At 37.6% G+C, this 12623-nt stretch carries 14 protein-coding genes; 7 read left to right on the forward strand and 7 right to left on the reverse strand.

Annotated elements, in window-relative coordinates; translation table 11 throughout:
• The 3 genes from mnmA to rluE all read right to left on the reverse strand — a co-directional run bounded on the left by mnmA (position 1) and on the right by rluE (position 2402).
• Positions 1 to 1104 carry a tRNA 2-thiouridine(34) synthase MnmA gene (mnmA, locus tag PR699_RS04210; RefSeq protein WP_014656149.1) on the reverse strand — a complete coding sequence of 368 codons (1104 nt, stop codon included), beginning with the start codon at positions 1102 to 1104 and terminating at the stop codon, positions 1 to 3.
• A gap of 181 nt (positions 1105 to 1285) precedes the next feature.
• A complete protein-coding gene (locus PR699_RS04215) occupies positions 1286 to 1735 on the reverse strand; it encodes an NUDIX domain-containing protein (protein ID WP_014656148.1) in 450 nt (149 codons plus the stop codon).
• Positions 1728 to 2402 carry a 23S rRNA pseudouridine(2457) synthase RluE gene (gene rluE / locus PR699_RS04220; protein WP_014656147.1) on the reverse strand — a complete coding sequence of 225 codons (675 nt, stop codon included), beginning with the start codon at positions 2400 to 2402 and terminating at the stop codon, positions 1728 to 1730. The genes PR699_RS04215 and rluE overlap by 8 nt, the downstream gene beginning before the upstream one ends.
• An 806-nt stretch (positions 2403 to 3208) precedes the next feature.
• On the opposite strand from rluE, the gene icd reads away from it, so the two are divergent.
• The 4 genes from icd (at position 3209) to PR699_RS04240 (ending at position 6604) form a co-directional block, all read left to right on the forward strand.
• Positions 3209 to 4462 (forward strand): NADP-dependent isocitrate dehydrogenase, encoded by a 1254-nt coding sequence (gene icd, locus PR699_RS04225; RefSeq protein WP_004920773.1) that lies wholly within the window; start codon positions 3209 to 3211, stop codon positions 4460 to 4462.
• A 262-nt stretch (positions 4463 to 4724) separates the two neighbouring features.
• A complete protein-coding gene (locus PR699_RS04230) occupies positions 4725 to 5000 on the forward strand; it encodes a hypothetical protein (RefSeq protein ID WP_014656146.1) in 276 nt (91 codons plus the stop codon).
• A 261-nt stretch (positions 5001 to 5261) separates the two neighbouring features.
• A complete protein-coding gene (locus PR699_RS04235; RefSeq protein WP_004920769.1) occupies positions 5262 to 5903 on the forward strand; it encodes a type A-3 chloramphenicol O-acetyltransferase CatIII in 642 nt (213 codons plus the stop codon).
• Positions 5904 to 6214: 311 nt separating this feature from the next.
• On the forward strand, positions 6215 to 6604 hold the full coding sequence (locus tag PR699_RS04240) for a nuclear transport factor 2 family protein (protein WP_004920765.1): 390 nt from the start codon (positions 6215 to 6217) through the stop codon (positions 6602 to 6604).
• A 149-nt stretch (positions 6605 to 6753) separates the two neighbouring features.
• Here PR699_RS04240 and PR699_RS04245 read toward each other — a convergent pair whose 3' ends face one another.
• Together PR699_RS04245 and PR699_RS04250 are read right to left on the reverse strand one after the other, a co-directional pair.
• Positions 6754 to 7596 (reverse strand): MBL fold metallo-hydrolase, encoded by an 843-nt coding sequence (locus PR699_RS04245; protein ID WP_014656144.1) that lies wholly within the window; start codon positions 7594 to 7596, stop codon positions 6754 to 6756.
• A gap of 144 nt (positions 7597 to 7740) precedes the next feature.
• Positions 7741 to 9378, reverse strand: coding sequence for a methyl-accepting chemotaxis protein (locus tag PR699_RS04250; protein WP_014656143.1), 1638 nt, complete (start codon positions 9376 to 9378; stop codon positions 7741 to 7743).
• 361 nt (positions 9379 to 9739) lie between these two features.
• Between PR699_RS04250 and PR699_RS04255 the strand changes: the two genes are divergently transcribed.
• Positions 9740 to 10078, forward strand: coding sequence for a GlpM family protein (locus PR699_RS04255; protein WP_014656142.1), 339 nt, complete (start codon positions 9740 to 9742; stop codon positions 10076 to 10078).
• A gap of 149 nt (positions 10079 to 10227) precedes the next feature.
• Positions 10228 to 10674 carry a hypothetical protein gene (locus PR699_RS04260; RefSeq protein ID WP_041704994.1) on the forward strand — a complete coding sequence of 149 codons (447 nt, stop codon included), beginning with the start codon at positions 10228 to 10230 and terminating at the stop codon, positions 10672 to 10674.
• Here PR699_RS04260 and PR699_RS04265 read toward each other — a convergent pair.
• Positions 10671 to 11453, reverse strand: coding sequence for a class I SAM-dependent methyltransferase (locus PR699_RS04265; RefSeq protein WP_272572840.1), 783 nt, complete (start codon positions 11451 to 11453; stop codon positions 10671 to 10673). The two genes, PR699_RS04260 and PR699_RS04265, sit on opposite strands and share 4 nt — an antisense overlap.
• Before the next feature lie 127 nt (positions 11454 to 11580).
• The gene (locus PR699_RS04270) at positions 11581 to 12066 is read right to left on the reverse strand and encodes a hypothetical protein (protein WP_014656139.1); all 486 of its coding nucleotides are present in this window, start codon (positions 12064 to 12066) and stop codon (positions 11581 to 11583) included.
• 162 nt (positions 12067 to 12228) lie between these two features.
• Between PR699_RS04270 and PR699_RS04275 the strand changes: the two genes are divergently transcribed.
• Positions 12229 to 12573: a DMT family protein gene (locus tag PR699_RS04275; RefSeq protein WP_036943916.1), complete on the forward strand. Its 345-nt coding sequence runs from the start codon at positions 12229 to 12231 to the stop codon at positions 12571 to 12573.
• Positions 12574 to 12623: the final 50 nt, after the last annotated feature.

A 12623-nucleotide genomic window follows, 5' to 3' on the forward strand; every position in this document is an offset into this window, starting at 1 on the left:
CTACTCCTGAATACGAGATTCGATAATACCGCCACCTAGACACACTTCATCAAGGTAAAATACGGCTGATTGACCTGGAGTCACTGCTGCAACAGGGTAATCAAAAATAACTTCAACTTTCCCGTCATTAAGTGGCGTGACAGTACAGGGGATGTCAGCTTGACGATAGCGGGTTTTGACAGCACAACGCAGTGTTTGTGTTAAAGGCTCTCTGTCGACCCAATCTAATTGTTGGGCGATCAAACCTGTTGACATCAGACGAGGATGTTCATGCCCTTGTGCAACAATTAGGCGATTATTTTCAACGTCTTTATCGACAACGTACCAAGGTTCATCCGAGCCTTCTTTCATACCACCAATACCCAGCCCTTTACGTTGGCCTAGCGTGTGGTACATCAAACCTTCGTGTTGACCAATGGTTTCACCATCAACGGTCACAATAGGGCCTGGTTGTGCAGGTAAATAGCGCCCAAGGAAATCACGGAATTTACGCTCACCAATAAAGCAAATCCCCGTAGAGTCTTTTTTCTTTGCGGTGACTAAACCGACTTCTTCTGCAATACGGCGGACTTCTGGTTTCTCTAATTCACCAACAGGGAATAGGCTTTTAGCAATTTGCGCATAGCTGAGGGTATAGAGAAAATAGCTTTGGTCTTTATTGTTATCTAAGCCTCGAAGCAATTGGCTTTTACCATTCACATCGTGGCGGCGCACATAATGGCCCGTTGCGATATAGTCGGCACCGAGATCTTCTGCGGCAAATTCAAGGAAGGCTTTGAATTTGATCTCTTTGTTACACAAAATATCAGGGTTTGGCGTACGGCCTGCTTTGTACTCGGACAAAAAGTGTTCAAACACATTATCCCAATATTCTGCTGCAAAATTAATGGTATGAAGTTCAATGCCTAATTTATCGCAAACAGATTGTGCATCAGCAAGATCGGTCGCGGCGGAACAATACTCTTCGTCATCATCCTCTTCCCAGTTTTTCATGAACAGACCAACAACCTGATACCCTTGCTGTTGAAGCAAATAAGCTGAAACGGATGAGTCTACACCTCCGGACATACCGACGATGACTTTTTTTTGGCTGTTATCTGACATGGAATACTCTCACTGCGGAAAAATTAAGCCCCATACTTTACCATGTTGTACCCTTGTTACGCCAGCGTTAGCAGGGGGAATATTCTAATCATGATTTCTGCTCGAAATGGGTATTGGCATACCCGCAAACGATAAGTATCTGTTAGCGCTTAGAGCCAGCCGTGTTGTGACACAACGTGAATCAGCCAAAGTGCTCCCCAAATGCGGATAACACATCAAGTGGATATTGGGTGCCTTCGAGAAAACAGCGTATGCTTTCGGCGACAATCGGTGAACGCAAGCAATCACTGTTCAAAATATCCTGCGCGCTCACCCAATAGCAGCAAGTGATATCGCTATCTTGTGGCTGGGTATCACAACGCTCAGGCAGTTCCAATGCAAAGAGAAAGCGAATAAAGGGGGTGTTATCGGGAGCTATCCATTGGTGAATTTTAAGCAGTTTTTGCGGTCGCCCTTTAATGCCCGTTTCTTCGAATAATTCACGTTCAGCAGCGGCTAATAGTGTTTCATCTGCTTCTAGATGACCTGCGGGTTGGTTCCACGTCGGTTTGCCATTAACCCATTCTTCAACAACCAAAAACTTATCCTTCGCATGGACAATCGTTGCGACAGTAACATGAGGTTTAAACAAGAGTGATCTCCTTCCATTCACCAGGTGCTAAATTATTAAGAGTATACTCACCAATTTGATAGCGAATTAGCCGCAAAGTCGGATAACCAATATGCGCCGTCATGCGCCTAACTTGACGATTTCTTCCTTCACTAAGTGTGATTTTTAGCCAGCTAGTCGGGATGTTCTTACGTTCACGAATTGGTGGGGTTCTCGGCCATAACCAATCAGGTTCATTGACTCGTTCTATACCAGCAGGGCGTGTCGGACCATCTTTAAGAGTCAGACCTTGGCGAAATTTCACAAGAGCCGCGTCATCAGGGATACCTTCAACTTGCGCATAATAGACTTTATTGGTGTTTTTTTGCGGTTGTGTTAAACGCGCTTGTAATTTCCCATCATTAGTCAAAATGAGTAATCCTTCGCTGTCACGATCTAACCTGCCAGCCGCATAAACATCGGTTATTGGAATATATTTTTTTAGGGTATCTCGGCCTTGCTCATCGGTAAACTGCGGTAATACATCGAAAGGTTTATTAAATAAGATCACTTTACGCGACGTAAGGGGCTTAGATTGAGTCCGAGATGACAATGAAGAACGAAAATGCTCAGAGGTGGCTTTTGACCCAAACTTGCGCGGCGCTTTCTTACTGGCTGGTGGTCTAGCTTTATAATTCGATGTAGACATGAGAATCCATTTTAACAGATTAACTAAATATTGATAAAAACAGGCCAACAAAATGTTGGCTGAGCTTTCAGTGTAGTTGATTTTTAAGAAAAATGACACAAAAGAGCAAGGAGGGAGATGAGGTTTATTGTCAATCACAAAGAGAAGATAAAAAATGTCATTTAAAGAGGGGCATTTAAAAAAGTTCAAAATGAAAGATATAAAAGTATAAGGAGACGGAGATAGTTTATTATTTATTAAGCTTGAGAATAATTTTTTATATTTAAAGTTGTATCTCTATCTAGAGATGTTAATTTTATACATCTAAGGCGTATGAGCTTATCTTATTGATAAACTTAATAGAAGAATAATAGAGCTTATTTTTATCAGTGGTTATTAATTAAAAAAAACAAATAATATAATAAAAAACTTTAAAATCATTAAATCTGTTAAAACCTATTAATTTACAATGATAAATTGCTTTAATAAACCTAGTTTATGTGAGCAAAACGAATTTTTCTTAATAGCATTTAAGATAAACTGCAAATAGTCTCTTTTTTCAACAACTATTCATTTATTCACTAAATCATCGAAGCAACATCTTGGTTACGTAATTTCTTTAAGATTAGACTTTTATCGTACCTTGTTGATTTAATGGGAAATGTGTTAACTAAATCAACAAAAAATGTGAGTCAGTTAGTACGTTTAATGCGATCCGCATAAAACCTTGAACGACTAACCATTGGCGTTAGAGAAAGTTTGAAGTAGTATTGACAGGTCTCTTACAAAAAATTAACAAGCAAATGCGCAAGTGAAAGGAGAGGTTAATGGAAAGCAAAGTAGTAGTTCCGGCAGAAGGCGCTAAAATTACCATTGATGCTAAAGGCAAACTGAATGTTCCGAACAACCCGATCATTCCTTACATCGAAGGTGATGGTATTGGTGTTGATGTGACGCCAGCGATGTTGAAAGTGGTTGATGCAGCAGTTAAAAAAGCCTACAACGGCGAGCGCAAGATTTCTTGGATGGAAATCTATACCGGCGAAAAATCTACTCAAGTTTATGGTAAAGATGTTTGGTTACCGCAAGAAACTCTCGATTTAATCCGTGATTACCGTGTTTCAATTAAAGGCCCTCTGACAACCCCAGTTGGCGGTGGTATTCGTTCTTTGAACGTAGCGCTACGTCAACAACTCGACCTCTATATCTGTCTACGCCCTGTGCGTTACTATAAAGGTACGCCAAGTCCTGTTAAGCAACCTGAACTCACTGATATGGTTATCTTCCGCGAAAACTCAGAAGATATCTATGCGGGTATTGAATGGAAAGCAGGTAGCGCAGAAGCAGATAAAGTCATTAATTTCCTGAAAAATGAAATGGGTGTAACTAAGATCCGTTTCCCAGAAAATTGTGGTATTGGCGTTAAACCTTGCTCAGAAGAAGGAACAAAACGTCTAGTTCGTGCTGCGATTGAATATGCTATCGATAACGGTCGTGATTCAGTGACTTTGGTTCATAAAGGCAACATTATGAAGTTCACTGAAGGTGCCTTTAAAGATTGGGGTTACCAACTGGCATTAGAAGAGTTCGGTGGTGAGCTACTTGATGGCGGCCCATGGGTGAAAATTAAGAATCCAAAAAATGGCAAAGACATCATTATCAAAGATGTGATTGCTGATGCGTTCTTACAACAAATTCTTCTGCGCCCAGCGGAATATGATGTTATCGCATGTATGAACCTAAATGGTGACTATATTTCTGATGCATTGGCGGCACAAGTTGGTGGTATCGGTATCGCTCCAGGTGCAAACATTGGTTCAGAATGCGCACTGTTTGAAGCAACACATGGTACAGCACCTAAGTATGCAGGTCAGGATAAAGTGAACCCAGGTTCAATTATTCTTTCCGCAGAGATGATGTTACGTCACATGGGCTGGACTGAAGCGGCTGACCTAATCGTTAAAGGTATGGAAGGCGCAATCGAAGCTAAGACCGTAACTTATGACTTCGAACGTCTGATGGACGGCGCTAAACTACTGAAATGTAGCGAGTTCGGCGACGCAATTATTAGCCATATGTAATTTGTTGCGTAATATAATTAATAACGGGAGCGTAATGGCTCCCGTTTTTTGTTGTCTTAAATTAATTTGATTGTTCTTTTTGGGTTACCTGCCTTAAGGTAGGTATTATATTATTTCTACCATAATTAATTTACCAAAAGACAAAAGTGATAGACCTAGTATTGAAGAGCTTAGAAAAAAATATATGGGGAAGATATAAAAATATTTGTTGGTTTGTATTGGTATAAAAGTAATACAATAACATATTAATAACAGGAGTTTTATGGATGGGCTAATTGTTATTACATTCTCAATCATTATCGGTTTTATTGCTCTGGTCCTTATCCTTCCGGTTATTATTTTGTCACTGTTTGATAAAAGCAGGGAAGCAAAGAAGCAATCAGTAACAAAGTATCAACGTGAAATGGAGAAAATAGAGAAGCCAGAGGTAATAGCAAAACAGATTGATAATGAAGAAAGGATGACCTTGATAATTTTTAGTATAGTTATTCTTATCGTATTGGTAGTAATAATTTATATTCTCTTTTGCTACAGATAACCCGCTTCTTAAGGCGAATTACTCGGGAAATGTAGCTGATTATCGTGAGCAACAGCGATAAAAATGACGGGATCATTTAGACATGCTAGAAATATGATGGATGTTTTTAGTTAGGGTTTAGTGTTTGTGCGGAATTTTGCTATTATTATTACCTATCGCATTTTGAGCTAAAAGTGGAGGGAAAATGTTATCCATCCAGACAGAGAGAATGCCCTTCTGATTAAAGTCATTTAGTAAATAAAAATTCAGAAGGGATATGTTATGAACTATACAAAATTTGATGTAAAAAATTGGGTTCGCCGTGAGCATTTTGAGTTTTATCGGCATCGTTTACCATGTGGTTTTAGCTTAACAAGCAAAATTGATATCACGACGTTAAAAAAGTCATTGGATGATTCAGCGTATAAGTTTTATCCGGTAATGATCTATCTGATTGCTCAGGCCGTGAATCAATTTGATGAGTTGAGAATGGCGATAAAAGATGATGAATTGATCGTATGGGATTCAGTCGACCCACAATTCACCGTATTCCATCAAGAAACAGAGACATTTTCAGCACTGAGTTGCCCATACTCATCCGATATTGATCAATTTATGGTGAATTATTTATCGGTAATGGAACGTTATAAAAGTGATACCAAGTTATTTCCTCAAGGGGTAACACCAGAAAATCATTTAAATATTTCAGCATTACCTTGGGTTAATTTTGATAGCTTTAATTTAAATGTTGCTAATTTTACCGATTATTTTGCACCCATTATAACAATGGCAAAATATCAGCAAGAAGGGGATAGACTGTTATTGCCGCTCTCAGTACAGGTTCATCATGCAGTTTGTGATGGCTTCCATGTTGCACGCTTTATTAATCGGCTACAAGAGTTGTGTAACAGTAAATTAAAATAAGCTCAGGTTAAATTAAAGGGTTTCATATCTAGTGAAGCCCTGTTTTATTATGTTTTGAGTTAACTTATCTTCAATGGCGGTCATAGAACCGACTGTTTACCCTCAAATAAATGTGTGAGCCGAATTATTATATCATCCTTCCGCAAAAGGCTAAAAACCATAAACAATAAAATGTTTTTTGTCGGCTTTTGTTCGCACTTTTTATCTGTTTCTAGGCATTTTATGATAATTTTTTAAAGGTAAGCTTGAAATAACACGTCGATGCCAAGATATCTATCAAATCATGATATATAAACTAAATGGGATAAAGAATGAATAAGATAAAATTTGTTGAACAAGCTCTAACGGATGTGCTTGGCAAAGAGATTGGTTCAGTGGAAGTGATTGAACAATATTTTTCGCCAAACTACATACAAATTGTCGACGGTAAAAAAATTAATTATGAAGAATTTGTTGCGCATCTTAAGGTATTAAAAGAGGCCACGAATAATATTAGTATTACCATAAAATCCATTGCCGAAGGGCAAGACTGTGTACATACCCAACATATTGCACATGCTGAGAAAAAGAGCGGCGATGTCAGTGAATTTGAAGTATTTGCCTGCTTCCATTTATCTGAAGGGAAAATCGTGCGTTGTGAAGAATTAACACGCATGATTGCTGGTGAAAAAGCAGATGGTGACCTTGGCTCTCGAGTTTAATTATAGCACTATCATTAATTTACTAAAAACATTGAAAATAAGTCAATCATGTTAACGCCATGTTGCAATGGTGACTTTTTTACTGTTATTTCGCTGAAAAACATAAAGAGTGACGAAAAAGATTTTTATCGTCACTCAATTTGATTTAATTATGAAGGGTAAGTTAACACTAATCCAACGCCAACTTCTTTAATGGCTGCAAACTTGGAAAGATGAATTTTAGCCGCTAAATCCGTACAATGGCAGGGATGTATTTGATCGACATTAAGTTGGCTAAAATAGTGCCCAGTTTGATTTAAAACCTCATCAGAGGCTTCTTGTAAATGGAAACCACCGATGACTGTCACTATCTTATCTATTTTTGTCACTTGTTTTGCATATTCAACAATATTGCAAATACCTGAATGCGAACATCCGGTAACTATAATCAACCCTTCCGTGGTTTTTATTGCCAATGCACTATCGTCCCAAACATAGTCATCAATAGTTTGATGGTCTGCATTAATCGTCGTTCCAATAGGTTCTTTCCCTTCAAAAGTATTATTTCTCGGGATCTGCCCTAAGAATATAACATTGTCGGAAAGGTAAAACGGCTTATCTGTTTCATAGTTATCAAAATAAGCCTTTAATACATCTTTGGGGATATTGGCACCAATCACTTTGGTGTCAAATTGCTTTGGAAGAAGTGCATCTGGATGGTAAATCAAGCGGATCTTTTGTGGAAAATAGCAATTACGTCTATCGTAGTGCTGTATTAAATGATTCAGTCCCCATGTATGGTCGTTATGTCCGTGAGACAGGGCTAAATCAGTGATCGTAGCAAGGTCTATCCCTAATGTGTGTGCGTTATCGATAAAAATATCGGAGTAACCAGTGTCAAAAAGAATTTTATGGCCATCAGCTTCGATATGGTAGCAAACACCTGGCTCACCACAAAAGTAGCTATCGATAAGGGTATTGTTATCAACAAGTACAGATATTTTTATTGTCATTTTTACTCATTATTTAATTGGTGAATAGCTAATTAGTCTTACTGTTATATCAGACAAAAAGCAATGAATATCCAATTAAAAATGCTTTTATAGACAGTCGTAAAGGCAGTTACTGAGTAACTACCTTGTTTGGACGAGTATGGCTTATTCTTGGTTATGCGATTTGGTTGGTGTAGAGGTAGGTTCAATGTGAAAGGTCGCAATGACCTCCTCAAGTAATTCAGATTGAGTTTTTAAGGATTGTAATGAACCTTGCAATTCTTTCGTCATTGCCGCATTCGCTTGGGTGGTGTTATCGAGTTCATTAATTGCAATATGGATTTGTCCAACACCATGAGTCTGCTCATTAGACGCATGCGAGATGTTCTGTATCATTTCATTAATATTAGCGGTACTTCTTGCGATAGCCACAATATTATCGTTAGCATCAGCGGCTAATTGGAAGCAGTGATGAATTTTTTCATTTGAATTATCAATCAGCACTTTGATTTCTTTAGATGCTTGATTACAGCTCATCGACAGCTCACGTACCTCATTTGCAACAACAGCAAAACCTTTGCCATGCTCGCCAACTCGGGCGGCCTCTACTGCGGCATTTAAAGCCAATAAATTAGTTTGAAAGGCAATATTATCAATGGTTGATGTGATTTTGCTGATCTCTTTAGAGAAATCGACGATATCATCCATGTTCTCAACGACGTCAGAAATAAGTTCACTACTCTTATCAATAGTAATGCCGTTCTGTGCCATTAGTTGGCAGGATTCATGAGTATGGGCGCTATTAAGTTTAAAGGATGAATCTAATTCCTCTATACTTGCAGCCGTTTCCACAATAGCAGCAGCTTGTTGATCTGCACGAATAGATAGGTCCTGATTCATTTGAGTGATATCACCGATCTCATCTTTGATAGTATGGGTATTAGAATAGATATTTTTGACGATATTAATTAACTTACTCTGCATATTCGAAACATGCTGTTTCAACAGTTTAATTTCTGCTAACCCTTTATTGTCAAAATGATGGTGAAGGACCCCTTGACTGACTTTTTCTATGCCATCAATGACTTGATTAAGAGGGCGAATAAATAAATGTTGTAGAACTAAACGTACGAGTAAGGTTACCAATGTTAGGCTAATGATCACCGCGATAATACCAATCAGACTTTTGCGATACAATTCTTCGCTTGCCGCGGTGATATCATGATAACCCTGATTTAACTGCTGATGATAATAATTGAAATTTTGTTCGAAAGTATCTTGAAAACCTTGTGTAGGTTGATTTAAGAATTCATAAGTTTTTCCTTGAACTAAAAATAGAGATAGTTCCATTAACGCTGAATGTAATTGAGTATAGCTTTGTTGTAACTCATTAAATGCTAATTCGTTTTTATTTTGTGTTAATTCTGTAAAAGTTGCCCATTGTGATTCGGTTTTATTCATCTTCTCCTGAAATTGTTGAACTAAACTATCAATATCAGTATTAGCAGTTTGCATTTTGTTTATCACTAACAAATGTCTTGAGCTGGCTCTATTTAAGGTATTTCGAGCCTGTAAAAGAGATTGCCATGTATCATTTAGTGCAGACTGCTCTTGATAAATATCATCTAGTCTTTCTAGTGCCGTTTGATAATTTTTAAGATAACTAAAAAATAACCAACATGAAGAGAGTAATAGTAGGATCAGTAATCCAGATAATATCCAAATGAGAGTTGTTGTTTTAAGACCTGAAAATGAGAACCGGGAAAAAGGGGAATCAGTTTTTTGTGAAGTCGCGAACATCATTATTATTTCCTTACATACTGTCGGTAACATGTTTCAACACGTACAAATAAACGACTTATTTGATATAAGGTGATGATCAAATCGCTAAGTGATTTGCTACACACCTTATGGTGGTCATACAGAAGTCAGGTGTAGGTATTCCCTAATGGTATCGGCAGGAAATGCGTATACTTTATATTCAAACTGAATGCTAACCGAAATATAACGAGGGCTTAATCGAGGAAATTGAAATTAACTTATTGTTTTATAATGATTATTTTTTGGTGGCACAGCAATGTACCTAAGCAAAAAAATAACTGATTACTTTTTTATATTTAGAGATAATATAACTGTTAATGTTATTAAATAATAAGATACCACTATGCTTTCATTGTTCTTAAAGTGTTCATTAGGGGCATTAGCCGTTTTAATTATTGCTTTACTATCAAAAAGTAAGACATTTTATATAGCAGGTTTAGTACCTTTGTTCCCAACATTTGCCTTGATCGCCCATGTGATCATTGTTCAAGAGCAGGGAGCATTAGCACTACGTAAGACCGCATTATTTGGTATATGGTCATTAATTCCATATCTATTGTATTTACTGACAGTCTATTGGCTCGCCACAAAATTTTCAGCGTGGTTTTGTTTAGGGTCTGCGACGGTTGTCTGGTGTCTCTCAGCGGCGATATTGATCTACCTCTGGAGAATATATCAATAATTCACAAAAGACAGTGCTATATGTCTCCTTATCAGGAATAATTATTTTTTAATGTAAATAATTCATTCTGCGCTCACTTATTTGTCGCATTTTGTTACAATTTCAATATAGTAATTAGGTACGTTTTATAAAAAATCGCTGTGGTAAAAATGTTATTAAGAAGCCTAGTTCTGTTGCTTATGGTTGGTGGTGCTTATATTGCGGGTATTATGACGAATATCGCTCAAGTATCAGAATTCGACACTAAAAAGAAAATTGAAAACTCAGTAGAAGATTTTCTCGCTTACCCAACGGCGGCTAAGTATCGAAATGTTAATTACCATGTGCTGAATAAAACCCAGGATGGTGAAGAAACGGGTTATTATTGTGGTGAAGTATTTGGGTTTAAAAATGAGTTACCCTATGGCTTTAAACGGTTTATCGTGCGCTCCCATAAAAATGCGTCAGGTAACACGATGGTATCCATTCCTTTTGTTGAAGAAATTGATGACATTATCCCAATAGAACAATTTGAATTTGTATGGGAAAAATATTGCCAGCCAAACAAGCAGGCTGATTTATCAAAAAATCAGCTTTCATCATTTCTAAATGACTAGGCGGTTTTAATCGCAAATGTCGCTAAAAAAGTCGGCAGGTAATGGTCAATAACAAATCGAGGGTTAGGTTGCCAATCTTCATAAAACCCAGCGAGCTGAAAACCGGCCTTTATTTGTCCACCAATTAAATCGGTTAATGAATGACCAAAAACAAAAGCTTCTTGATTTTGCTGTTTCAAGTGGATTTGTTCCTGGGTTAATGCCTCTATTTCAGAAAAAGGCATTTTATAAGTCGGCTTAATTATTTGTTGCTCCTTATATTGTGGGTCACGGTCACCGACAAAAACGATTGGGTTAAAAAAGCTGGATAGTAGTCTGCCATGTGTATTTAAAACACGATGACATTCACGCCAAACAGGATTTACATCCGGTATATAAAGATTAGAAATAGGGTGGAAAATGAGATCAAAGTGGTTATCTGGGAATACGTGTAGATCTCGCATATCACCTTGGATAGTTTCTAGTTTTAAATTCTCACGAATAGCAACTTGTCTATCTTGTTCTAATTGTTTATCTGATAGGTCAAAAACAGTGACATCAGCACCAGCAGCAGATAAAACAGGGGTTTGTTGCCCTCCCGCTGAGGCTAGACATAGAATTTTTTTCCCTTTTATATCGCCAAGCCACGCTTTAGGTAATGGCGAAGGCGTCAAATGAACTTGCCATTCACCTTGTTTTGCTTTTGCAATGGTCGGAGAGTCAACGGGAATTGACCAAGGCTGTTGCAGTAAAGCTTGCTTATCCCATGCTTTTTGATTAGCGGCTAAAAAATCAGTCATAAAAAGAACTCCTCAAAACATTATTTTACTAATGTAACGTAAGAAACGAGGAATGAAAACAAAAATGTACTACTTGGTACATTTAATGGGGGTATTGTGGAAAATGGAACTGTAGCGCTATGATGGTTTATGGTTTAACTAAATAGTAGAGAATATGCTCGAAGGTAAATTCAGCAATTTTCTGCATACCTAATTTCTGATGTGCTTTTAAAGAGCGTATGTTACTACTATTAATAAATGCGACGGGTTGACCGGTCTGTTTAGCACATATCGTGTCATACAGGGATTTAAGAATACTTTTCCCTCGATATGCAGTATCAATACATACGGGACCGTAAAACCAATTATTTTCTATAATGGGGGCAAAGTGTTGGGTGATATATTGCGCCAATGCAGGGAGGGCTTTAGCGAGAGGGCTAAAACTAAAAACGACGCCAACAATATGTTCATTTTCATAGGCTACAACGGTATGACTTGCGCTAGCAAACATCCCTTTAACTTTACCTAAAGGGTACTCACCTAATAACCCACCACCTTGTGATTGTGCGTTAATTTGCAACAATTGGGCAACTTTTTCACAATCCGTTATTTCCATTAATCGGTACTGGATCATAATACGATTCCTCAAAATCTCTTCATTTATTGATGAATATAGCAGGTGGTTTTACCAATAAGGATCCGCAGTGTCGATAGTGAGAGTGAAAAATAAATTCTAATGAATTTTATTTGTTTTGATCTCATAATGGTCAAAATTATCTGCTCAACGTTAACCAAAATGCTTGCTAAATCTTATCCTATTTTATTATTAGTGATTTCGAATGTTTTTATGATGTTTGCATGGTATGGACACTTAAAGTTTACAGATAAACCACTGTATAGCATCATTTTTTTCAGTTGGTTAATTGCATTTGTAGAATATTGCTTTGCGGTTCCAGCCAATCGGCTAGGGCATCAATATTATAGTGCAGCTGAATTAAAAACGATGCAGGAAGTTATCACACTTTGTGTCTTTGTGGTGTTTTCTGTGCTTTATCTTGGGGAGAGTATTTCGATAAACCATATTATTGGCTTTATTTTGATCTTTGCGGGCGCCTTTTTTATCTTCAAAGGCCCATTTTAAGGGCTTAAATATGTCTCTCCCCTGTCTTAAATATAGGGGAGAGACGAGCG

Origin of the sequence: Providencia sp. PROV268 (assembly GCF_028477805.1) — a bacterium.
In the GTDB taxonomy this organism is placed as follows: Bacteria; Pseudomonadota; Gammaproteobacteria; order Enterobacterales; family Enterobacteriaceae; genus Providencia; species Providencia stuartii.

Bases quoted from the DNA above. Each gene is read 5' to 3' on its own strand.
- mnmA (WP_014656149.1), bottom strand. From the start codon at position 1,104: ATGTCAGATAACAGCCAAAAAAAAGTCATCGTCGGTATGTCCGGAGGT.
- rluE (WP_014656147.1), bottom strand. From the start codon at position 2,402: ATGTCTACATCGAATTATAAAGCTAGACCACCAGCCAGTAAGAAAGCG.
- icd (WP_004920773.1), top strand. From the start codon at position 3,209: ATGGAAAGCAAAGTAGTAGTTCCGGCAGAAGGCGCTAAAATTACCATT.
- PR699_RS04230 (WP_014656146.1), top strand. From the start codon at position 4,725: ATGGATGGGCTAATTGTTATTACATTCTCAATCATTATCGGTTTTATT.
- PR699_RS04235 (WP_004920769.1), top strand. From the start codon at position 5,262: ATGAACTATACAAAATTTGATGTAAAAAATTGGGTTCGCCGTGAGCAT.
- PR699_RS04240 (WP_004920765.1), top strand. From the start codon at position 6,215: ATGAATAAGATAAAATTTGTTGAACAAGCTCTAACGGATGTGCTTGGC.
- PR699_RS04245 (WP_014656144.1), bottom strand. From the start codon at position 7,596: ATGACAATAAAAATATCTGTACTTGTTGATAACAATACCCTTATCGAT.
- PR699_RS04250 (WP_014656143.1), bottom strand. From the start codon at position 9,378: ATGATGTTCGCGACTTCACAAAAAACTGATTCCCCTTTTTCCCGGTTC.
- PR699_RS04255 (WP_014656142.1), top strand. From the start codon at position 9,740: ATGCTTTCATTGTTCTTAAAGTGTTCATTAGGGGCATTAGCCGTTTTA.
- PR699_RS04260 (WP_041704994.1), top strand. From the start codon at position 10,228: ATGTTATTAAGAAGCCTAGTTCTGTTGCTTATGGTTGGTGGTGCTTAT.
- PR699_RS04265 (WP_272572840.1), bottom strand. From the start codon at position 11,453: ATGACTGATTTTTTAGCCGCTAATCAAAAAGCATGGGATAAGCAAGCT.
- PR699_RS04270 (WP_014656139.1), bottom strand. From the start codon at position 12,066: ATGATCCAGTACCGATTAATGGAAATAACGGATTGTGAAAAAGTTGCC.
- PR699_RS04275 (WP_036943916.1), top strand. From the start codon at position 12,229: ATGCTTGCTAAATCTTATCCTATTTTATTATTAGTGATTTCGAATGTT.